Annotated in this window: 18 protein-coding genes and 1 riboswitch; of the genes, 10 read left to right on the top strand and 8 right to left on the bottom strand. The window is 39.5% G+C overall.

Translation table 11 applies throughout. The features are described from left to right. The first annotated feature begins 148 nt into the window (after positions 1-148). The 7 genes from BUR11_RS05095 (at position 149) to BUR11_RS05065 (ending at position 7,512) form a co-directional block, all read left to right on the top strand. Positions 149-1,330, top strand: coding sequence for an acetyl-CoA C-acyltransferase (locus BUR11_RS05095; RefSeq protein ID WP_074223719.1), 1,182 nt, complete (start codon positions 149-151; stop codon positions 1,328-1,330). A gap of 42 nt (positions 1,331-1,372) precedes the next feature. Next, positions 1,373-2,464 (top strand): toxin-antitoxin system YwqK family antitoxin, encoded by a 1,092-nt coding sequence (locus BUR11_RS05090; RefSeq protein WP_074223718.1) that lies wholly within the window; start codon positions 1,373-1,375, stop codon positions 2,462-2,464. 62 nt (positions 2,465-2,526) lie between these two features. Next, positions 2,527-3,465: a phosphoribosylaminoimidazolesuccinocarboxamide synthase gene (locus tag BUR11_RS05085; RefSeq protein WP_074223717.1), complete on the top strand. Its 939-nt coding sequence runs from the start codon at positions 2,527-2,529 to the stop codon at positions 3,463-3,465. 14 nt (positions 3,466-3,479) lie between these two features. Next, entirely contained in the window at positions 3,480-3,860 is a 381-nt protein-coding gene (locus tag BUR11_RS05080) for an STAS domain-containing protein (RefSeq protein WP_074223716.1), read from the top strand. Then, complete coding sequence (locus BUR11_RS05075) at positions 3,857-4,786, top strand: ribonuclease Z (RefSeq protein WP_074223715.1); 930 nt, start codon at positions 3,857-3,859, stop codon at positions 4,784-4,786. Before BUR11_RS05080 ends, BUR11_RS05075 begins: the two co-directional genes overlap by 4 nt. Continuing rightward, entirely contained in the window at positions 4,783-5,574 is a 792-nt protein-coding gene (locus tag BUR11_RS05070; protein WP_074223714.1) for a queuosine precursor transporter, read from the top strand. Before BUR11_RS05075 ends, BUR11_RS05070 begins: the two co-directional genes overlap by 4 nt. A 204-nt stretch (positions 5,575-5,778) precedes the next feature. Beyond that, positions 5,779-7,512, top strand: coding sequence for a DEAD/DEAH box helicase (locus tag BUR11_RS05065; protein WP_074223713.1), 1,734 nt, complete (start codon positions 5,779-5,781; stop codon positions 7,510-7,512). Positions 7,513-7,655: 143 nt separating this feature from the next. Here BUR11_RS05065 and BUR11_RS05060 read toward each other — a convergent pair whose 3' ends face one another. Together BUR11_RS05060 and BUR11_RS05055 are read right to left on the bottom strand one after the other, a co-directional pair. Continuing rightward, complete coding sequence (locus tag BUR11_RS05060; protein WP_074223712.1) at positions 7,656-10,262, bottom strand: ABC transporter permease; 2,607 nt, start codon at positions 10,260-10,262, stop codon at positions 7,656-7,658. Next, positions 10,255-10,593, bottom strand: a complete 339-nt coding sequence (locus tag BUR11_RS05055) for a PadR family transcriptional regulator (RefSeq protein WP_074223711.1) — start codon at positions 10,591-10,593, stop codon at positions 10,255-10,257. The genes BUR11_RS05060 and BUR11_RS05055 overlap by 8 nt, the downstream gene beginning before the upstream one ends. A gap of 198 nt (positions 10,594-10,791) precedes the next feature. On the opposite strand from BUR11_RS05055, the gene BUR11_RS05050 reads away from it, so the two are divergent. Beyond that, on the top strand, positions 10,792-11,496 hold the full coding sequence (locus tag BUR11_RS05050) for a 16S rRNA (uracil(1498)-N(3))-methyltransferase (protein ID WP_074223710.1): 705 nt from the start codon (positions 10,792-10,794) through the stop codon (positions 11,494-11,496). A gap of 87 nt (positions 11,497-11,583) precedes the next feature. Next, positions 11,584-11,937 (top strand): MerR family transcriptional regulator, encoded by a 354-nt coding sequence (locus BUR11_RS05045; protein WP_074223709.1) that lies wholly within the window; start codon positions 11,584-11,586, stop codon positions 11,935-11,937. A gap of 130 nt (positions 11,938-12,067) precedes the next feature. Here the strand turns inward: BUR11_RS05045 and BUR11_RS05040 are convergent, their stop codons facing one another. Both BUR11_RS05040 and BUR11_RS05035 read right to left on the bottom strand, forming a co-directional pair. Further along, positions 12,068-12,619 (bottom strand): PepSY domain-containing protein, encoded by a 552-nt coding sequence (locus tag BUR11_RS05040; RefSeq protein ID WP_074223708.1) that lies wholly within the window; start codon positions 12,617-12,619, stop codon positions 12,068-12,070. Continuing rightward, on the bottom strand, positions 12,620-13,474 hold the full coding sequence (locus BUR11_RS05035; RefSeq protein WP_074223707.1) for a hydroxymethylglutaryl-CoA lyase: 855 nt from the start codon (positions 13,472-13,474) through the stop codon (positions 12,620-12,622). Positions 13,475-13,779: 305 nt separating this feature from the next. On the opposite strand from BUR11_RS05035, the gene BUR11_RS05030 reads away from it, so the two are divergent. Further along, positions 13,780-14,301, top strand: a complete 522-nt coding sequence (locus BUR11_RS05030) for a hypothetical protein (RefSeq protein ID WP_074223706.1) — start codon at positions 13,780-13,782, stop codon at positions 14,299-14,301. Positions 14,302-14,372: 71 nt separating this feature from the next. On the opposite strand, the gene metF is transcribed toward BUR11_RS05030, so the two are convergent. The 4 genes from metF to BUR11_RS05010 form a co-directional block, all read right to left on the bottom strand. Further along, a complete protein-coding gene (gene metF, locus BUR11_RS05025) occupies positions 14,373-15,326 on the bottom strand; it encodes a methylenetetrahydrofolate reductase [NAD(P)H] (protein ID WP_074223705.1) in 954 nt (317 codons plus the stop codon). Beyond that, positions 15,323-18,019: a methionine synthase gene (gene metH / locus BUR11_RS05020; RefSeq protein WP_074223704.1), complete on the bottom strand. Its 2,697-nt coding sequence runs from the start codon at positions 18,017-18,019 to the stop codon at positions 15,323-15,325. The genes metF and metH overlap by 4 nt, the downstream gene beginning before the upstream one ends. 4 nt (positions 18,020-18,023) lie before the next feature. Next, a complete protein-coding gene (locus BUR11_RS05015; RefSeq protein ID WP_074225120.1) occupies positions 18,024-19,073 on the bottom strand; it encodes a homocysteine S-methyltransferase family protein in 1,050 nt (349 codons plus the stop codon). A gap of 58 nt (positions 19,074-19,131) precedes the next feature. Next, positions 19,132-19,229: riboswitch (SAM riboswitch) on the bottom strand. 82 nt (positions 19,230-19,311) lie between these two features. Next, positions 19,312-20,628 (bottom strand): hypothetical protein, encoded by a 1,317-nt coding sequence (locus BUR11_RS05010; protein ID WP_074223703.1) that lies wholly within the window; start codon positions 20,626-20,628, stop codon positions 19,312-19,314. Positions 20,629-20,643 lie beyond the last annotated feature (15 nt).

Here is a 20,643-nt window from a genome sequence, read left to right as displayed (position 1 = left end):
CTTAAAATTTCAATCCTTGGAACTGATACTTCGTTTCTGATTTGCAGATATTAATTGACTTTCAAATCCAGTTACTGGGTCCATTCGAGTCAAATTTATTCGTACAAATCCCTCAGTTTATTCTTAGATTTATTAAAACCCAAATAGCATGTTTAAAGAAGTATTTATAGTTGCCGCAGTTCGAACTCCTTTGGGAAGTTTTGGTGGCAAATTAGCAGGTTTAACCGCAATCGAATTAGGAAGTACAGCTATCAAAGGCGCTTTGGCCAAATCAGGGGTAAGCTCCGAGGAGGTAAATGAGGTGTTTATGGGAAATGTGATTTCTGCTAATTTAGGACAGGCTCCTGCTCGACAAGCAGCTATTGGGGCTGGAATTGGGTATGATGTTCCTTGCACCACGGTCAACAAGGTCTGCGCTTCAGGAATGAAAGCGGTCATGTTTGGAGCACAATCCATTATGCTTGGAATCAATGAGGTAGTAGTAGCTGGAGGAATGGAAAGCATGTCTAATGTTCCTTTTTATGTTCCGAAAGCTCGATTTGGATACAAATATGGAAATGCCGAATTCGTAGATGGCCTGGTTAAAGACGGACTTTTCGAGGTTTACCATAAGTTCCCAATGGGAAATTGTGCTGATAATACAGCACGTGAAATGAATATCAGTAGAGAGGAACAAGATGCCTATGCAATTCAATCTTATCAACGATCTGCAGATGCTTGGGCGAAAGGTTACTTCAAAGAAGAGGTGGTTCCTGTAGAAATGAAAGGTCGCAAGGGTGAGACAATCCTCATAGACGAAGACGAGGAATATAAGAATGTCATGTTTGACAAAATCCCTTCTCTGCGCCCAGTATTTGATAAAGAAGGTACCGTCACAGCAGCAAATGCCAGTACTATGAATGACGGAGCTTCCGCATTGATTTTGGTAAGTAAAGAAAAATTAGAAGCGCTTGGCCTTACTCCTATTGCTAAGATCCGAGGTTTTGCAGATGCTGCCAAGGACCCACTTTGGTTTACCACAGCACCAGCCTTGGCTATACCAAAAGCGCTCAAACATGCAGGTGTCTCGGCAGAGGAAGTAGATTATTATGAAATTAATGAAGCCTTCTCAGCAGTGGCATTAGCGAATCAAAAAGAATTAAACCTGAACAATGATCGCCTGAATGTTTTTGGGGGCGCAGTCTCATTAGGTCATCCGCTGGGTGCTTCTGGTGCTAGAATTATTTCTACCTTAAATTCTGTATTACATCAAAAAGCTGGGAAAATCGGAGTGGCAGGAATATGCAACGGAGGCGGAGGAGCATCAGCAATCGTTATTGAAAAACTCTAATCGTTGGAGCTAGTCCAACACATCTAATCGGAATAATTGAATATGGGAAAGAAATTTCCAGTCATCTTCTTCTTTTTATCATTACTTATCAATAGTTCCGTTTTTGGACAAGACACAGTAAGGACTTATTACGGTGGGGACTTCCCTACTCTTAAAGAAGTCTATATTAAAGTCAATGGAGTAGCTCAAGGCATCGTCAAACGATTCGATGAAGAGCGCAACCTGATTTTAATAGGACATCTAAAGGATGATAAAAAAGAGGGACTTTTTTACGATTTGGACCCAAGAACAGGTGACACTACCAGAATCACTCAATTCGTAGACGATGAGCGATCAGGCCCTAGCAAAAGCTTTTATCCAAATGGACAAATCCGTCAGGAATTGACTTTTGAAGGGAATCAAATTGAAGGTTTAGTGACTTCCTATTTTGAAAATGGTCAAGTCCAGGACAAAACGGTATTCATGAACAATAAACCCAATGGTTTAAGTGAAAAATACTATGAATCTGGGGTTTTAGCCTCAAGAATATATTACCAGGACGGAACACTCGATGGTACCTACGAGGAGTTTTACGAGGATGGAACACCTCAGATTACTGCCTATTATATTGAAGGAGATTTGGATGGCCGTGAAACCGTCTATTTTCCAAATGGGGAGATTGAAGCCATCCGAGATTATAAAAGAGGAGAGCTCCATGGTTCCTATGATCTCAACTATGAAACCGGAGAGCCTTTGCGAAGAAGCACCTATAAAAAAGGACTTGCAGAAGGCGAGCTTGTCATTTATTATCAATCAGGTGAAATCAAGGAAAAAGGAACTTTCAAAAAAGGCGTCGCTTTAGAACCTTATAAAGAATACTATGCATCTGGGAAACTCAAAGCACAAAAGAATTTTGATTCGCAGGGCAATATCACCAAAGAGGTCACCTATCATGAAAATGGACAGGTAAACTTTGAGCTGAACTACCTCAATGGAAATCTAGAAGGTGAAGTAAAAATATTTAGAGAGGATGGCTCACTCGAAGAAATCCGGCGATATCAAAAGGGATTACTTTCAGGCAAGCAGGAGTTTTTTGATGAAAATGGAAATTTAATCCGGACTGAGGTTCATGAAAATAGAAGCCAAAGATCATAAATAATGGAAATCGAAAGAGAAGAAAGCAAAAGCTTTTCTATTTTTGCCAAAACTGAATTCGCATGAGCAACGCTATCAAAGAAACTCAATTTAAATTTCCCGGACAGATCGGATTTTACAAGGGTAAAGTACGTGATGTATATATTTTTGAAAAAGAACTTGTAGTCGTAGCATCCGATAGAATTTCGGCTTTCGACGTAGTGTTGCCTAAACCCATCCCTTTCAAAGGTCAGGTATTAAACCAAATTGCTGCAAAATTTCTAGAAGCTACCTCTGATATCGTTCCTAATTGGGTAACTGCTACCCCGGATCCAAATGTGACGATTGGTAAAAAATGTGAGCCATTCAAGGTAGAGATGGTAATAAGAGGATATATGGCGGGACATGCAGCTAGGGAATACAAAGCTGGAAAAAGAACACTTTGTGGAGTAGAGCTACCAGAACACATGCGTGAAAACGACCCTTTTCCGGAACCCATTATTACTCCGACTACCAAAGCTTCTGAAGGTCATGACGAGGATATTTCTAAAGAGGCTATTTTGGAACAAGGAATCGTGAGTCCAGAGGATTATGCTGTACTTGAAAAATATACGCGCGCACTTTTCAAAAGAGGTCAAGAAATGGCCAATGCCATGGGATTGATTTTGGTGGACACCAAGTATGAATTTGGAAAGTTTGGAGACGAAATTTTACTGATTGATGAAATTCATACCCCCGATTCTTCCAGGTATTTCTACGCAGAAGGCTATGAAGAGAATCAGGAAAAAGGACTTCCCCAGAAACAATTGTCCAAAGAATTTGTGAGACAATGGTTGATTTCTAATGGTTTTCAAGGCAAAGAAGGACAAACTGTTCCCGAAATGACAGATGAAATTGTAGATAGCATCTCTGATCGCTATATTGAGCTGTTTGAAAAAATCACTGGCGAATCGTTCCAAAAAGCTGAAACCAGTCAAATTTCCGATAGAATAGAAAAAGCAATACTTGCCCATTTGGGTTAATATTTATAAATGTTATGAAATACTCAATAGATAAAAAAGAACAATACGTTGTATTTTCCCCGCAAGAGGAGAAAATCGATTCCTTGCTTGCTCCTGCATTAAAATCTGAGATTTTAACCATCCATGCAGAAGGCTATCCTCACATGGTACTTGATCTTAGCGAGGTTAAATACGTAGATTCCAGCGGATTAAGCGCTCTACTTGTTGGGGATCGTGAATTTGGAAGAAACGGAGGAATATTCGTTATCTCCGGAATTCAGGACCATGTCATGAAATTGTTGAAAATCTCTATGCTTGATAAAAAGCTCAACTTAGTCAGCACATTGGAAGAAGCTGGTGAGGCGATCTTCATGCATGAGATTGAAAGTGGTGAAGAAGAAGAGGAGGAAGATTGATTCCAGACTTTGAAGTCACCATATTAGGAAACACTTCTTCCATCCCTGTTCATGGAAGAAATCATACCTCTCAAGTAATCCGCTTTGGCCAGGAGCTTTTGCTCCTGGATTGCGGTGAGGGAACCCAGATGCAACTCAGGAAGTACAAAATCAAAACTTCCCGCATCAATCACATTTTTATTAGCCACCTGCATGGCGATCATTACTTGGGCTTAATTGGCCTACTCTCCTCTTATAATCTTTCGAAAAGAACAAGTCCTTTGACCATTTATGGCCCTCCAGGACTAAATGACATCATTACCACAAATTTCCGTTGGAGTAATACCAAATTGGGATATCCTTTAACTTTTGTGCAGACTTCAACTGAAGGAAGTAATATTTTGCTGGATGCCCCTTCATTTACAGTATCTAGCTTCCCTTTAAAACATCGCCTGCCCACTACTGGATTTTTAATTACTGAAAAACCCGGACTAAGAAGTTTAATCAAGAAAAAACTGGAAGAAAATCCCATTCCTGTAGATGCAATCCAATCCCTTAGATTGGGAAATAACTTTATGATGGAAAACGGGAACCTCATCCAAGTTTCGGAATATACTTATCCCATGCATTCGATGAGGAAATATGCATTTTGTTCCGATACTATTTTTGATCCAAGCATCACCAAATTTCTGGAACAGGTGGATTTGCTTTACCATGAATCCACATTTTTGACAGCAGAGGAAGCTCGCGCTGCTGAAACTTTTCATAGTACCAGTGCCCAAGCCGCTCAAATTGCTTCTTTATCCGGTGCAAAGAGCTTATTATTAGGACACTTTTCTTCCAGATATAAAGAGTTGGGTCAAATGCATCAAGAGGCGATACAAGTTTTTCCAAACAGTATCATTAGTGAAGAAGGTCAAACCTATCCTGTCAATCCAGCCGTATGAATAAATCTCAAAACTCCAGGAAAACCAACCTATTCATCATTTTAGGAGGCATCTTTTTGACAAACGCCATTTTGGCTGAAATAATTGGAGTAAAGATTTTTTCCGGTGAAAAAACACTTGGGTTTGAACCAGTCAACTGGACCTTTTTTGGGGAATTTGTCCTGGACTTTAACTTGACAGCAGGAGCGATTATTTGGCCTGTGGTATTCATTACCACTGACATCATCAATGAGTATTTTGGAAAGAAAGGTGTAAGAAAAATCAGTTTTCTAACCGCGGGACTGATAGGATATGCCTTCTTAGTCATCATGGTAGTAACCAGGTTAGTACCAGCGGATTTTTGGTTAGAAGTAAATTCAGAAACGCCATCAGGGGTTCCTTTTAATATTGATTATGCCTTCAACACCCTATTCAGACAAGGAGGAGGAATCATCATTGGATCATTGACCGCATTTTTATTGGGCCAATTAATCGATGTATATGTATTTCAAAAATTAAGGGCTATTACTGGTGAAAAAATGATTTGGCTGCGAGCAACAGGTTCTACCTTTGTTTCTCAGTTTATTGACTCATTTGTAGTTCTTGGCATCGCATTTTATGTCTTTGGAAATTGGAGTTTAAGTCAAATTATTGCTGTGGGCATCATGAATTACATCTATAAATTTGTGGTTGCCTTGGTTTTGACTCCCCTACTGTATTTGGGGCATAGTTTGATTGATAATTATTTAGGAAAAGAATTAGCTGAGGAAATGACCACTGAAGCAGCAAAAGACAAGTCATTTATCTAGAAACCAAATTTATTTTGCTCACAAGCTTGATCCTATAGCTGCATTTATAGAAACTTTTGAATAAAGCTTTGTTTTCAAAATAATTTATTCTACTTTTGCACCGTCAATAAGACGAAGAACAATTTTTCTGAGCCGTGAAATCCTTACTGTCGCTTGTCTGGGATAATCACTAGGAGTACATGGCAAGAAAAGTAAGGAAACATCATGGAAAATACACTCAAGTTCTCTGACTTGGGAATTTCTGACGAAATTCTTAAGTCCGTGGAAGAGATGGGCTATACCCAACCTTCCCAAATTCAATCACAAGCTATTCCTTTCGTACTAGAAGGTAGAGATGTCATCGGACAAGCTCAAACCGGTACTGGAAAGACTGCAGCTTTTGCTATTCCAATTATTGATTTGGTAGATCCAGATCTAAATCACCCACAAGCTATCATCCTTTGCCCTACTCGTGAACTTGCAGTTCAAGTAGAAGGTGAAATCCAGAAGTTGGCTAAATTCCACAGAAGGATCAATTCTGTGGCGATCTATGGAGGTGAATCAATTGACAAGCAAATCAGAACCCTTAGAAAAGGAGTTCAGATCGTCGTAGGTACTCCAGGTCGTGTACAAGATCACATCAACCGTGGTACTTTGAAATTGGATAATGCCGGAATCATCGTATTGGATGAAGCGGATGAAATGCTAGATATGGGCTTCAGAGATGATATTGAAGCAATTTTGCAGGAAATGCCTGAAGAAAGACAAACTGTTTTCTTCTCCGCAACCATGGCAAAGCCTATTCTAGATTTAACAAGGAAATATCAAAACAACCCTGAAATCATCAAGGTTGCTAAAAAAGAATTGACGGTAGATCGTATCGAGCAAGTATTCTATGAAGTGAAACCTTCATTGAAATTGGAATTAATGGCTCGATTGATGACCGTAAATAACTATGCATTGAGCGTAGTATTCTGTAATACCAAAAGAATGACCGATGAGGCTACCGAATCTTTAGGTTCTAAAGGTATCCTTGCTGAAGCACTTCACGGAGATTTATCTCAGGCTCAAAGAGATAAAGTAATGAACAAATTCCGTAAAGGTCTATGCACAGTTCTAGTTGCAACTGACGTTGCGGCAAGAGGGATTGATGTTGACAATGTGGAAGCGGTTTTCAATTACGATTTGCCATTGGACGATGAGTCTTATGTACACCGTATCGGTAGAACAGGCCGTGCAGGAAAATCAGGTATTGCCATCAATTTTGTTACCGGTAGAAGAGATTTTGGAAAGATCAGAGATTTGGAAAGATTCACCAAAGCTTCGATCACCAAGATGACTCCTCCGTCTGTTGCTGAATTGATTGAATTGAAGAAAGCGCAATTTGTAAAAGACGTTCATAAAGTATTGAGCAAAGAAGAGGATAATCAAATCTTCGAAGCTACAGTAGGTCAACTATTGACTGAAGGGCTGTCTATCGAACAGATCGCTCTTGGTTTGATGAAGCTTCAGATGGGAGATGTAGTGAAAGAAATGAGAGATCAGGACTTTAGCTTAAGCTCCTATGGAGATAGAAGAAGAGAAGGCGGCCGTGAAGGTGGTCGAGATGGAGGAAGAGATAGATTCGGTCGTGGCGAAAGAGGCGATAGACGCGGAGGCGAAAGAAGCGAAAGAGGCGGAAGAAGAGAAGGGGGAAGAAGACCTGAAAGAGTTAGAGATGCCAACATGGCTCGTTTATTCATCAACTTAGGTAAAAGAGATAGAATCCGTCCCAATGATATCGTAGGAGCTATTGCTGGTGAAGCCGGCGTTCCTGGAAGATCTATTGGAGGAATCGATATATATGACAACTTCTCCTTTGTGGATGTGCCTCAAAAAGATGCTGATCACGTGATCAAAGTAATGAAGCACAATACCATCAAAGGCAAGAACGTCAATATGGAAATTTCAAAAGGGTAAATTGGTTATAAGGTTATTTGGTTTAAAGCACATTTCTAATAAGAAATGTGCTTTTTTTTGTTCTTAACCCATCACAAAAAGCGTTTAACTCTTTACAAGTTGAACGCTATAATTGCTTCTTTCAGAAAAAACCAGCAATGAATCTACTCAGACTTGAGAATCATTGCCGGATTTGCTTTGACCACTTTCCAAATTTGCGAAGCAACAGTAGTAAAGATCACAGCTAATAAAATGATTAGGGCAAACCCTAGAGGTATAACCCCCACCCCAGAATGGAACGCAAAAAAACTGTCCAAGAAAGATGAAATGAAGAAGACAGAGAAAACGCTTCCAATCCCTGCGGCAATACTCCATATAATCAAATATCGCTTCAGCAATTTCTTGGATAGGTCCTCTATATTTGCCCCAAAGACTTTTCGGATACAATAATCTTTGATATGGGCAGTCATATTCAAGGATACCAAACCGAAAAGACCCAATAGCGCTAGGATGACAGAAAGTGTGGCTGAAAAGGAAATTAACTTCGCAACCCCATTCACATCTGCAATTTCCCGCTCGAATACTTCGGTCTGCAACTTCCCTTCAAATAGGCCTAACGGCACCGTTTCATGCCAAATTTTCTTAACGGATTCCATGGATCCTTCCGCAGAACCGGGATTCATTTTTAATGTCAAGTAATTAAACACTGAATCAGGGGAAGCACGAATCGCCATGGGTTCAATGGCATTTTTGAAAAATGTCGTATGAAAATCCTCAACCACTCCAATGACATGGTAATTAGCACTATCGATGGCAACGGTTTGATCGATCGGGAACTCTAATCCAAACTGGTCCAGAAACGTTTGATTTACCAATAGTGATTCCTGAGTATCTGTAATCAGATCGGGATTAAACATTCGCCCCTGCTTCAATTCCAAATCCAGTAATTCTGGATAATTGGACTCCGCATTCAAGAAGTTGACTTTGTATTTCTTTTCTCCTATTTCAACTTCCTCCTCCCTTATCCAATTTCCCACGTAATCTTGGCTTCCGCTTACTTCCACCACCGACGAGAGTGCTGAAAGCTTGTTCTTCAGTGGTACATAATCTTTGGACTCCGGCACATTGACAATAATCTTATCCGCAGCACTGTATCCCCAATCTCTGTTGGCATTGATATAATTGGTTTGCACAAAGGCAATAGCTGCTACCATACTGATAATAGCCAAGGTAAACTGGAATGATAACAGCACACTGGTGAATACACTTTTGCTCCCAATTTTTTGATTGCCTTTTAAAATACCGATCGGTTTAAATGAGGATAAATAGGTAGCTGGATACAATCCTGTAATTAAAGTGATAGCTAACAACATGGACCCTAAAAATATCCAGATGTTTTTGTCCCGAAATAAATCAATTTGGAGGTTTTTGGAGGCGATATCATTGAATCCCGGGAGAAAAATAAACCCAGCCAGAAGACATCCCAGAAAAATAGCAAAAAAGCAGATCAATAGGTTTTCGCTGAGAAACTGGAAAACTAATTGACTCCTTTTGCTTCCAATTACCTTTCGAACCCCAATCTCTTTCAGCCTTCTGGAGGCCATTAATACGGATAAATTGATATAATTAAATACCGCTAGCAGAAGGATGAAAAGTCCAATGGTGCCCAATAGAATCTGAGGGCCAATACCCAAAAAATCCCTGACTCCTCTTTCAATTTTGCCCACATGATAAATAATATCCGGGTAAGCAATCAACCCCATGTTGACATAAGGTTTTTCAGGGTTCACTTGATTTTGAATTTTGGTGAAACCCTCCAACTCAGACTCCATTCGAGCAATATCTGCCCCTTCTTCCACCTGAATGAAGGTCCATAGTTCTTTGCTCCAAGCATCTTTCAAAGGGAGATCTGTGATGGTATGAGGATGAGATTCAACATTGACAATGAGATCAAAAGTAAACATATCCATGTCTTTCAAATCCTCCAAAACACCTCCAACTTTGAAAAGCTTTTCTTGCCCATTGATCACTAAGGATAGTTCCTGACCAATAGGATGCAAATCACCAAATAGCTTCTCCGATAGCTGATGGGTAAGAATCACCTGATCAGGCACTTTCAAAGCACCTGGATACCCGTACTCCATTCGGTACTTAAACATTTCCATAAAAGAAGGATCCACGTAAATGGACCGCTGAAAAAAGCTCTCATGATCCTGAATCACTAATGGAAACTCATACAATACCCTAGTTTGGTTTTTTACATGGTTTAGGGTATTCGGAATCAATTCGGAGACAGCTTCAGCGACAGTTCCATAAGTCACCATTCCCTCAGCTTCTTCTGAAGTATATACCAGTTGATAGATTTCATCTTTGTTGGGCTGATTCAATCCCTTAAACCAAATGTTTGCAATAAACAAGTAAGCCACTATACAGCAACCCACTGCACAGGACAATCCAAAAACAGAAATAAAGGTGGTGCCTTTTTGCTTAAGAATATTTCTCCAACCTATTTTAAAATAACTTCTAATCATCACCGTGTTATTAGTTTTTAAATTCATGAATTTGCTGAACCCGATATTGCTCCATTTGAAAAAACTCAACACATGGAAAATGAATCTTAAGCGGGCGTAAGACAGTCCTTTTTCTTCTAAATCCAGATAAAATATCTCATAAGCATCTCCTTGGATCTGCTCCAATCGATCTGGAACACAATAAAACTCCAGAAATCTATCTGCTAGTTTTGGCGGATCATGGTGGCGCTTCTTATCCATGGGAAAAATCTAATGCTAATGGCGGCAACTGATCATACAGTCTATTCCTCATCATCTTCACTTCATTAATGGCAGCTCTACCATTTGCCGAAAGGCTAAACAAACGCTTTCTTCTCCCTCCCCTCTCCTCAGTCGCTCCTCCCATATGAGATTTAACAAAACCTTTTTCTTCCAATCGGTTCAACACCGTATGAATTGCACTAATATTGACTTTCCTACCGGTTTGACTTTTGATTTCCTCCGATACCGAAACTCCATAGGCCTCCTGATCCAAAATCCCTACAACCAATAAGACAAGCTCCTCTAATTCCCCTAAATGATATCCTTTCATATCATGATTATTACATTTACAAATATGAATCTAATATATTTCATTCATATTTGTAAATAAAATTTGAAAATATTTTTCCCTCAGAAAAACAACTCATCCTATTTCCGAAGTCATCAGAATTTTATTATCTGATTAGATATGCGATTAACTTTGATTCAATAGGTGCTTTCTCAAAGAATAAATTTTAATTTTGGACTTATGCAGCTCTTTTTTCAACAGGATATTCTACCTCCTACCATTTATCTGGAACCGGATGAATCCAAACATCTGACCCGGGTACTTCGAAAATCTGTTGGAGATATCATTCATGTCACGGATGGCGAAGGCAATTTGTATGAATGCAGGTTGACAGATGCCAATCCCAAAAAATCTATACTCCAGGTGATTTCCAGTGAGCAAGTTCCTGCGGATGACTTTTATATTCATCTTGCAATTGCCCCGACTAAAAGTCCAGATCGAATGGAATGGATGATTGAAAAGGTGACGGAAATCGGTTTTCACGAATTGACTTTACTTTCGACCATGAATTCCGAAAGGAGCTTTCTAAAGACAGAAAGGCTACAAAAAAAGATGATCTCAGCATGCAAACAAAGTTTAAAGTATCACACACCAAAAATCAACCAAACCCTTGATTTCAAGAATTTTATAACCTATCCTGAATGGGATGATTTTCAAAAACTCATCGCTTATGTAGATGAAAATCATGATCATCATTTGATGGACTTGGCAAAACCAAAAGGAAATTATCTAATTCTGATCGGGCCAGAAGGAGACTTTGATCCAAAGGAAATAGAGCATGCATTTACACATGGATTTAAACCAGTATCCTTGGGAAAAAGCAGGTTAAGAACTGAGACCGCCGGTTTGGCAGCTGTACACATGCTACAAGTACTAAACCGTTAATTTTTTCGTTTTTTTTTAGAAACCTTAAAGCAATGCTTGAGCATTGTTTCGCATTTTGATTAATTTAGTGTTAAATAAATTTTTACTGTGCCGTACAAAGAGCGAGAAATAGAAAAGAAGTATTATTCCATAGGTGAGGTAGCCCAAATGTTTAAGGTGGCCCCTTCACTCATTCGCTACTGGGAAGGTGAATTTGACATCATTCATCCTAAAAAGGATAAAAAGGGAAACCGTCGATATGTCAAAGATGATATTGAGAAAATAAGATATATCTATCATCTGGTCAAGGAAAAAGGCTATACCCTGCAAGGCGCTCAAGAAGTTATAAAATCCGGAAAAGAGCAAGGATTTGATAAGGTTGCAGCTGTTCAAAAGCTTCAGCAAATCAAAGATTTTTTAATCAATATCAGGGAAGAATTCAATTCAAAAACCGATCGTTGAAAGCTACGGTATTTGATAGCACGTTGGTCAGCTTCAACCATTGGGCCTGAAATAATTTAAGCAATAATAGCCTATTAGCGTTTGAAGGAATTGTCCATTCTCTCCCTGGCAAGGGATATAAACTCCTTGCCTAAGAATTCTTGAGCTTGCGTATTCGCTTTGGAAAATACCAAAGATAAAATCCACTCAAGCTCATAAAAATCAATCCCAAAGAGGTCAACGTGGAATAGGTAAGTTTGGCCCCCTCCTCCCCGGTCCAATAATAATCAACAATACTTCCATCATGCACTTTTTCTATCCAATCAGAATGTCTGGTATCTACTGATAGAACCGCTCCAGAATAACCATCTACCTGTACTTCTGTAAAATGGGTTTTAAAAGTCACCTTAGCAATGCCTTTATCCGGCCTGATATCGATTCGGTCCACCTCGGTTGATTCGCCCAAACTATCCATGACCGTTTGTGCCACTGCAATCATCTCGGTAGGCGAGATCCAGTTCTCTTTTTGTTCAGATTGGGATTTTGTGGTAGGCGGTAATAACTCTGCTTTCTTCTTCCAGGCTAATAAGATTGAAGTGATGCCAATGATAAAAAAGAAGATAATCAAAGGTATACCTAACCATCGGTGAAGAACCCGGTAGAGCCTTAGTGCTTTAACTTTTGATTGTATTTTATGCGACATTTAAACTTCAGTAAAAACAAATTGAGTCAATTTCATGGCTTCTTTCAACTCCCTTTTATTCAATTTCAAATCATGACCTGCTTTTTCAAGCGTCTCTACCATCACCTCTGTAGCCATATTTCCAACTAAGTCATCCTTTGCCATTGGACATCCCCCATATCCATTTAAAGCACCATCAAAACGAGTACATCCCCCTTTTAATCCAGCTAATACTTTTTCACCAATGGTCTCTCTGGTACTATGTAAATGTGCACCAAATTCAATGTTAGGAAAAGCCTGAATTTGAGTCTCAAATAGCTCCGTGATCAATGCCGGATTGGCGACTCCGATGGTATCTGAAAGAGAGATAATTTTTACCCCTAATTGGTCAAGCCGTTCAACGAAGTTTAAAACCATTTCCGGAGAATACTCCTCCCCATAGGGATTTCCAAAGCCCATACTTAAATAGGTCACCAGAATTTTCCCTTTTACCTCACAAAGATTTTGTATTTCCTCCAGTTCATTGAAGGCTTCCGATATGGATTTATTGGTATTTCTCTGCTGAAAAGTCTCAGAAATGGAGAGCGGGAAGCCCAAGTAATCTATTTCAGGAAAGTGCCCAGCATCCTCAGCTCCACGTAAATTAGCCACGATTGCTAATAGTTTTGATTTGGAATGATGCAAATCCAAGAGGCTCAATACCTCCTCCGTATCCTTCATTTGAGGAACTGCCTTGGGATTTACAAAGCTTCCAAAGTCAATGGTATCAAAGCCTACCTCAGATAATTGATTGATATAGGCAGCCTTGATGGCAGTATCAATAAAATGAGGTATTCCCTGCATGGCATCACGTGGACACTCGATTAATTTAATCATCCGTGAATTTAATAAAGTTCAAGTAGGCAAACTGGGAAAATTATTTGAAAGCCCCTTTCCTTTGAATTGATGGTAGTAGACTAATAGCTTTTAAACTAAGTTTTAAACCTAAAATGGTGAACAAAAGGATAAAACGGGGATATTATTCCTGCATTCAGGAAACACAACTTATTGAAAACCAACAACAAACAACAATAAAATCGGCCTAACTGCCATTTTAAAGGCTATTTAATCAAGCTTATCAATTCATCCTGAAACTTGGTCATATCATTGCATCTATAGGATATGACCAACAATAATTAACTATGAAAACTAAATCAACTTTATTAATTAGTGCTGCATTATTTTCAGTCTTTGCTTGTGAAACAAAACAATATAGTGAACAAGATAAGGTAGAAGTAACGGCCAACTTGGAAGGTTATGTGGACAGTATTGAAACTGCTGTCAAAATAGTCCCCGTTCATAATTGGACTGCTATTGATCAAAAATATGATAGCCTAGACAGAAAAGCAGAGATTGTCTACAAAGACTTAAAGACAGATGTTCAACAAATAGAATTGATCGAAACACGGTATGAAACCATCGTGGAAAAGGGTAAAACTGATCAGGAAATGTTTGAAGAAACTGCCGATATGCATTTGAAAAATATAGAGGTCTGGTGGGAGAAAACCACAAGTGACGTGGAAGAAGGTACAGAAAAAACCATTGAAAATATGGAAGATGCCACTCAAGAAAGTTTGGATTGGCTCGAAAAGAACTTTGATAAGTTAAGTACAGAGTCGAAGAAAAAAGTCGAAGAGATTCGAATAGGATTAGAGAAGGATTAATCACCAAGTCCCCTCTAAAAAAGAACCCTTCCCAATAGTTGGGAAGGGTTCTCTATTTTGTTTTAAGAGCATTAAAAGATCTCTTTCGCAATCGCGTAAGTAGTACCAGCCTTGCTCATGGTATAGAAATGCAAGGAAGGCACCTCCGCTTTCACTAACTCTTTACATTGCTTTATTGCCCATTCAATTCCTACCTCTCTCACTTCCGCATTGGTTTTACACTTTTCCAATTCATCCATTAATGGATCAGGAAGATCTAAAAAGAAAGTCCTAGGCAACATGGTAATTTGACCTACCGTCGTAATTGGCTTAATCCCAGGAATAATGGGCACGGTAATTCCTGCTTCCCGAACTTGATCCACAAACTCAAAATACTTTTGATTGTCAAAAAACATTTGAGTAACGATGTATTCGGCTCCTTTTTCTACTTTTTCTTTCAACCTTTTCAAGTCAAATTTCATAGAAGGTGCCTCAAAATGCTTTTCTGGGTATCCTGCTACTCCAACACAAAAATCAGTATGGAAACTCGTTTCAGTTTCTTCGTGCAAATACTTCCCATTATTCATTCGTACAATTTGCTCCACCAATTCACTGGCAAAGTGATGCCCGTCTGGCTCAGGAATAAACTTACCCTCTGTCTTTGGGGCATCCCCTCTAAGAGCCAAGACATTTTCTACCCCGATAAAATTCAAATCTATCAGTGCATTTTCTGTCTCTTCCTTATTGAAACCACCGCAAAGTAAGTGTGGAACAGCATCCACTTGGAATCTATTCATTATCGCAGCACAGATACCCACCGTTCCAGGTCTCTTTTTGGTACTGATCTTTTCCAACAAGCCATTGGGATGCTTTTTATAAATATACTCTTCGCGATGATAGGTCACATCTACAAAAGGAGGTTTAAACTCCATCAGAGGAGCGATTCCCTCTAGCAATTCTTTTAAGCTTTGCCCCTTCAAAGGGGGTAATATTTCAAAGGAAAAAAGCGTTTGATCTGCTTTTTTCAAGTGTTCGGTAATTTTCATATAGGTTGTGAGGCAAGATTAGTATTGGGTTGATAAGCTAAGTTTGGAGATAGTAAACTTTCTGCTTCTTTCAGGGATATTCCTTTTCTCTGCGCATAACTAGCTACCTGATCTTCTCCTATTTTTCCCAATCCAAAATATTTACTATCCGGGTTGGCAAAATAAAATCCAGAAACAGAAGAAGTAGGATACATTGCATAGCTAGATGTAAGTGTGATCCCGGCATTTTTCTCCATTTCAAGTAATCTGGAAATCTCCTCTTTTTCTGAATGCTCTGGACATGCAGGGTACCCAGGAGCTGGTCGTATTCCTTGGTATTCTTCTCGAATCAAAGAGTCATTGGAAAGCGCTTCTCCTTTCGAATATCCCCAATACTCTTTTCTTACTATTTCATGAAGGTATTCCGCACCTGCTTCTGCCAATCGATCAGCTAGAGCCTTAAACAGAATATCATTATAATCGTCTCCAGCTTTCTGGAATTCAGCTAGTTTCGCTTCCATTCCTGTTCCTGCAGTTACTGCGAAGCAACCCAAGTAATCTGTATTTTCAGGATGGATATAATCTGCTAAGGAACGATTGGGCACTCCTTTTCCTTTTTTACCTTGCTGTCTAAGAAAATGAAACTTGCCGATACTTTGTCCCTCAGTATTGAGCACTTGAACGTCATCACCTATTCGTTTTACAGGATATATCCCAAATACTGCATTTGCAGAAAGCCACTTTTCTTCTATTATTTTATCCAACATTTGATTGGCATCAGCCAATAACTTTTTGGCTTCTATGCCCACTACTGGATCTTCTAATATCTTCGGGTATCTACCACTTAGCATCCAAGTACTAAAGAAAGGAGTCCAATCAATGTAATTTCGCAATACATTGAGATCTAGTTCTTTTAAAACGGTATTCCCCAGTTGGCTCGGCTCTACCGAAACAAAACTTTCCCAATTTATTTCTACTGGATTGGCTTTTGCCTCTTCATAAGAAACCAACTGTTTTACAGCTTGCTTGGATTCATGCTCTACTCTCAATCGAGCATATGTCTCCTTTATCTTTAATCTGTAAGCCTCTTTCGTCTCCTCCGAAATTGCTTCCCCTGCAATAGGTACGGATTTACTAGCGTCTGTCACATGAACGACAGTCCCGCTGTAAACCGGATCTATCTTAACTGCGGTATGAATTCTAGAAGTCGTAGCTCCTCCAATTAACAAAGGAATTTTCAACCCTTGTCTTTCCATTTCGGAAGCCACATTGACCATTTCATCTAATGAAGGGGTAATCAATCCACTCAAACCTATGATATCCACTTTATTTTTGATCGCTTCGTCAATGATTTTCTGTGCATCCACCATCACTCCCAAATCGATGATTTGGTAGCTATTACAAGCTAAGACAACTCCAACGATATTTTTCCCAATATCATGCACATCTCCTTTGACCGTTGCCATCAAAATTTTCTTCAAGGAGCTTTCTTCCTGCCCCTCTTCTGGTAAAGGCATAAAAGGCTCCAGGTAAGCAACTGCCTTTTTCATCACTCTAGCAGACTTAACTACCTGGGGAAGAAACATTTTACCTTCTCCAAATAAATCTCCTACCACATTCATTCCATCCATTAATGGTCCTTCAATCACCTTTAATGGGTTAGTTAATTCCAATCTTGCCGCTTCAGTATCCTCGACAATAAAGTCCAAAATTCCTTTGACCAAGGCATGTTCGATTCTTTTGGCTACCGGGTCAGATCTCCAAGCCTCATTGACCACTTCTTTCTTGCCCGAAGTTTTTACTGTTTCAGCAAATTCCAACAATTGCTCAGTAGCATCTTCTCTTCGATCAAAAAGAACATCTTCTACTTTTTCCAGCAAGTCCTTAGGAATGTCATCGTAGACTTCCAGCATGGTAGGATTGACAATACCCATGTCCATCCCATGATGGATAGCATGGTACAAAAAGGCCGCATGCATGGCTTCCCTTACCGGGTTATTTCCTCGAAAAGAAAAACTGACGTTACTAACTCCTCCACTCACCTTGGCTCCCGGCAAGTTCTCTTTGATCCATTTGGTAGCCAAGAAAAAGTCCAAAGCATTTCTTCTATGCTCCTCCATTCCTGTTGCTACTGGAAATATATTAGGATCGAAAATGATATCCTGGGGATTAAACTTGACTTGATCTACCAGGATTCTATAACTACGTTCACAAATTTCAATTCTACGATCATAAGTATCGGCCTGACCATCTTCGTCAAAAGCCATTACCACCACTGCTGCTCCAAATTTCTTGATCGTTTTGGCTTGGCTGATAAACTCCTCTTCCCCATTCTTCAGGGAAATAGAGTTTACGATCCCTTTCCCCTGAATACATTTTAATCCAGCCAAAATAATAGCCCATTTAGAGCTATCAATCATGATGGGAATTCTACTGATTTCTGGTTCGGAGGCTATCAAATTTAAAAATTTGACCATGGCCATTTCTCCATCAAGCATCCCTTCGTCCATACAGACATCCAAAACCTGAGCACCACCTCTTACTTGATCCAATGCTACTTCAAGCGCCTCATCATATTGACCATTTAAGATCAATCTTGCGAATTTTTTAGAACCTGTAATATTGGTTCTTTCGCCTATGTTGACAAAGTTGATTTCGGGAGTCAAAACCAATGGTTCTAACCCAGATAATTTCATGTAATGATTCGTTTCCATCGCCTCAATCCAGGGTTTCTTCTACTTCTTGTTGTAATTTTCTTGGCTCGTAGCCTGCTGCAAGTTTTGCCAGTGCGGCAATATGCTCAGGAGTAGTCCCGCAGCAACCTCCTAAGACATTGAGCATGCCCTCTTTTAAAAAGTCTCTTACTTGATCAGCCATTTCATTCGCTCCCTGATCATATGCTCCAAATTCATTGGGCAATCCCGCATTGGGATAAGCACTCACATAGAATGGCGCTTTTTGAGCCAATACTTTCAAATAAGGTCTTAATTCCTTTGCTCCCAAGGCGCAATTCAAACCGACTGACAGCAAGGGAACATGGGATACAGAAATCAAGAATGCCTCTGTGGTTTGGCCTGAAAGGGTTCTTCCGGAAGCATCTGTAATCGTTCCAGAAATCATGATTGGAATTCCTCCATCTTGAGGATCCAATGGAATTCCCCGTTCTTCATAGACATCCTGGATTGCATAAAGTGCGGCTTTCGCATTCAGGGTATCAAAAATCGTTTCTACCAATAGTATATCAGCACCTCCATCAAGCAATCCTCTGACCTGCTCGGCATAGGCTGTCGCAAGCTGATCAAAGGTGATAGCTCGATACCCTGGATCATTGACGTCTGGAGATAGCGAGGCGGTTCGATTGGTAGGGCCAATTGCTCCTGCTACAAATCTTGGTTTGTCAGGAGTTTTAGCACTATATTCTTCAGCAACTTCACGGGCCAATTTTGCCGATTCATAATTGATAGCATAGGCTAAATGAGGAAGATCATAGTCTTCTTGCGCAATAGTGGTTCCTGAAAAGGTATTGGTTTCTATAATATCTGCACCAGCATCTAAATACTCTGCATGAATTGCCTTGATGATATCAGGCCGGCTAAGAGACAATAAGTCATTATTGCCCTTCAAAGCCTTGGGATGATTAGCCAATTCAGGTGTTCTAAAATCTTCTTCCGTAAGGGTATAACGTTGGATCATTGTCCCCATCGCACCATCCAGAATTAGAATTCTTTTAGAAAATTGCTGAAGTAGAAGTTCGGTTCTGTTTTGCATCATTATTATTTTATACAGCTAATCGAGCAAAACACGGAAAAAAGTACCTGGACTTATCCGCTCATCTGTTCCCGAAAATCGGGATGGGAGTTAGCACCTTGGCTACAGGTTGCTAAGACGTCTTAGGGCCCTTCCCTCGGTCTTTCTCGATAAGCAGACCAAAGGTAATATCATTTTGCCAATAAAACAGATTGTCTGGTCAAATTTGCTGGGTGGATTAAATTTTATTGCTTTGCGACTAAGGCCTGATCCCTAATCCAAAACTCAAATAAGGAGCGGACATATATCCAGACATGTTAAAGTCTCCTAGTTTGTAATTAGCCAGAGGCAACTCATAGCCAAATGAACTTGTAAGAATCACATCAAATAGATTTCTTTTCCCAATAGGAACCCCATATTCCAGAAAAATTTCTGGCTTGGCCATCAAGCCACTATTCTTTAGGTATCCATCAAAACGTGGCTTTTCAAAAAGTTCTGGAAAATCCGGTTTTCCCTTTTGGGTATTAGTATATCGGATATTTCCATAACCAATCCCTCCCAATACCCCAATAGACATATTTCTATATTGGATAAATTTCATCCCAAGATTCCCATATACACGAAGACTATTCAAAGTATGGTTTCTGATATTGTTCGCTGCCCCATTCATAGCTAAATTATAGACATCCGAACCGTAAAGCAGATTTCCACTTTCGCCTAAAATTCGAAGTCCCCAATTGGAAGGAGAACCATCCAAGGCATTAAAACCAGCTTCCTCCAGCTGCTCATTAAATTCAGTAGGAGAAGTAAAATGAATTCCACTAATCATAGAAACCCCGATACTTGCATCTTTATAAAAGAAATTTCTATCTGGTAAGGTCAATCCGGCGCCAACCCTAATAAATGCACCACTTTGAGCATTGTCAAAAGAAATTCCGTTAAGGTTCCATTTGCCCTCAAAAGGGCTAAATCCATAACCTAATTTCATCAAAACTTCTAAGGCTTCGTTTCTGCCTAGAATATCGAAATCATAACTAAGCTGGAAACCTATTTCAGTTAAAAAATTCCCATAATGTTTGGTGCCTTTTTGGATATCCTTTTTCCTTAGAATATATCCCTGGGATGGATCATTCAAAAAATCACCTAAATTCTCGCTGGGATGTTGTGGTAGCATCTGAAAATTCAAAAATCCTGCTCCCACCGACATATAATGAATGAGTTGAAATCTTGACTCTTCTATAAAGGCATATCCCACATTCAATAAAGCTCTGGATGTTCTATAATATAACTTGTAGTGATCAAACTCACTTTTAGAACCTCTATTATGATAAAGTTCCATCCCGATGACAAAATCATTATACCTTACCTGATACCCCAACCCAATGGTGTTATACCTATTTCTTAGGCCCGTAAGCCCTCTCTCTTCCAGCAATTTATCGAATTGATTCAACTTCGCTCCTGAAGTACCTGCCAAAAAATAGAAGGATGGTCTTTTGGTTACAAGTCTTTGGGCGGAAGCACTGAAGAAAATCCCAAAACAAAGGATTAACAGAAATAATCTTGAAAAAAAAGGCATTTAATCACTCTATTA

The sequence above is a fragment of the Algoriphagus halophilus genome, from assembly GCF_900129785.1.
Classification (GTDB): domain Bacteria; phylum Bacteroidota; class Bacteroidia; order Cytophagales; family Cyclobacteriaceae; genus Algoriphagus; species Algoriphagus halophilus.
The sequence above is the reverse complement of the archived record's forward strand: the minus strand, read 5'-3'. Positions and strand labels throughout refer to the sequence as shown.

Bases quoted from the DNA above. Each gene is read 5' to 3' on its own strand.
- BUR11_RS05095 (WP_074223719.1), top strand. From the start codon at position 149: ATGTTTAAAGAAGTATTTATAGTTGCCGCAGTTCGAACTCCTTTGGGA.
- BUR11_RS05090 (WP_074223718.1), top strand. From the start codon at position 1,373: ATGGGAAAGAAATTTCCAGTCATCTTCTTCTTTTTATCATTACTTATC.
- BUR11_RS05085 (WP_074223717.1), top strand. From the start codon at position 2,527: ATGAGCAACGCTATCAAAGAAACTCAATTTAAATTTCCCGGACAGATC.
- BUR11_RS05080 (WP_074223716.1), top strand. From the start codon at position 3,480: ATGAAATACTCAATAGATAAAAAAGAACAATACGTTGTATTTTCCCCG.
- BUR11_RS05070 (WP_074223714.1), top strand. From the start codon at position 4,783: ATGAATAAATCTCAAAACTCCAGGAAAACCAACCTATTCATCATTTTA.
- BUR11_RS05065 (WP_074223713.1), top strand. From the start codon at position 5,779: ATGGAAAATACACTCAAGTTCTCTGACTTGGGAATTTCTGACGAAATT.
- BUR11_RS05060 (WP_074223712.1), bottom strand. From the start codon at position 10,262: ATGGATAAGAAGCGCCACCATGATCCGCCAAAACTAGCAGATAGATTT.
- BUR11_RS05055 (WP_074223711.1), bottom strand. From the start codon at position 10,593: ATGAAAGGATATCATTTAGGGGAATTAGAGGAGCTTGTCTTATTGGTT.
- BUR11_RS05050 (WP_074223710.1), top strand. From the start codon at position 10,792: ATGCAGCTCTTTTTTCAACAGGATATTCTACCTCCTACCATTTATCTG.
- BUR11_RS05040 (WP_074223708.1), bottom strand. From the start codon at position 12,619: ATGTCGCATAAAATACAATCAAAAGTTAAAGCACTAAGGCTCTACCGG.
- BUR11_RS05035 (WP_074223707.1), bottom strand. From the start codon at position 13,474: ATGATTAAATTAATCGAGTGTCCACGTGATGCCATGCAGGGAATACCT.
- BUR11_RS05030 (WP_074223706.1), top strand. From the start codon at position 13,780: ATGAAAACTAAATCAACTTTATTAATTAGTGCTGCATTATTTTCAGTC.
- metF (WP_074223705.1), bottom strand. From the start codon at position 15,326: ATGAAAATTACCGAACACTTGAAAAAAGCAGATCAAACGCTTTTTTCC.
- metH (WP_074223704.1), bottom strand. From the start codon at position 18,019: ATGGAAACGAATCATTACATGAAATTATCTGGGTTAGAACCATTGGTT.
- BUR11_RS05015 (WP_074225120.1), bottom strand. From the start codon at position 19,073: ATGCAAAACAGAACCGAACTTCTACTTCAGCAATTTTCTAAAAGAATT.
- BUR11_RS05010 (WP_074223703.1), bottom strand. From the start codon at position 20,628: ATGCCTTTTTTTTCAAGATTATTTCTGTTAATCCTTTGTTTTGGGATT.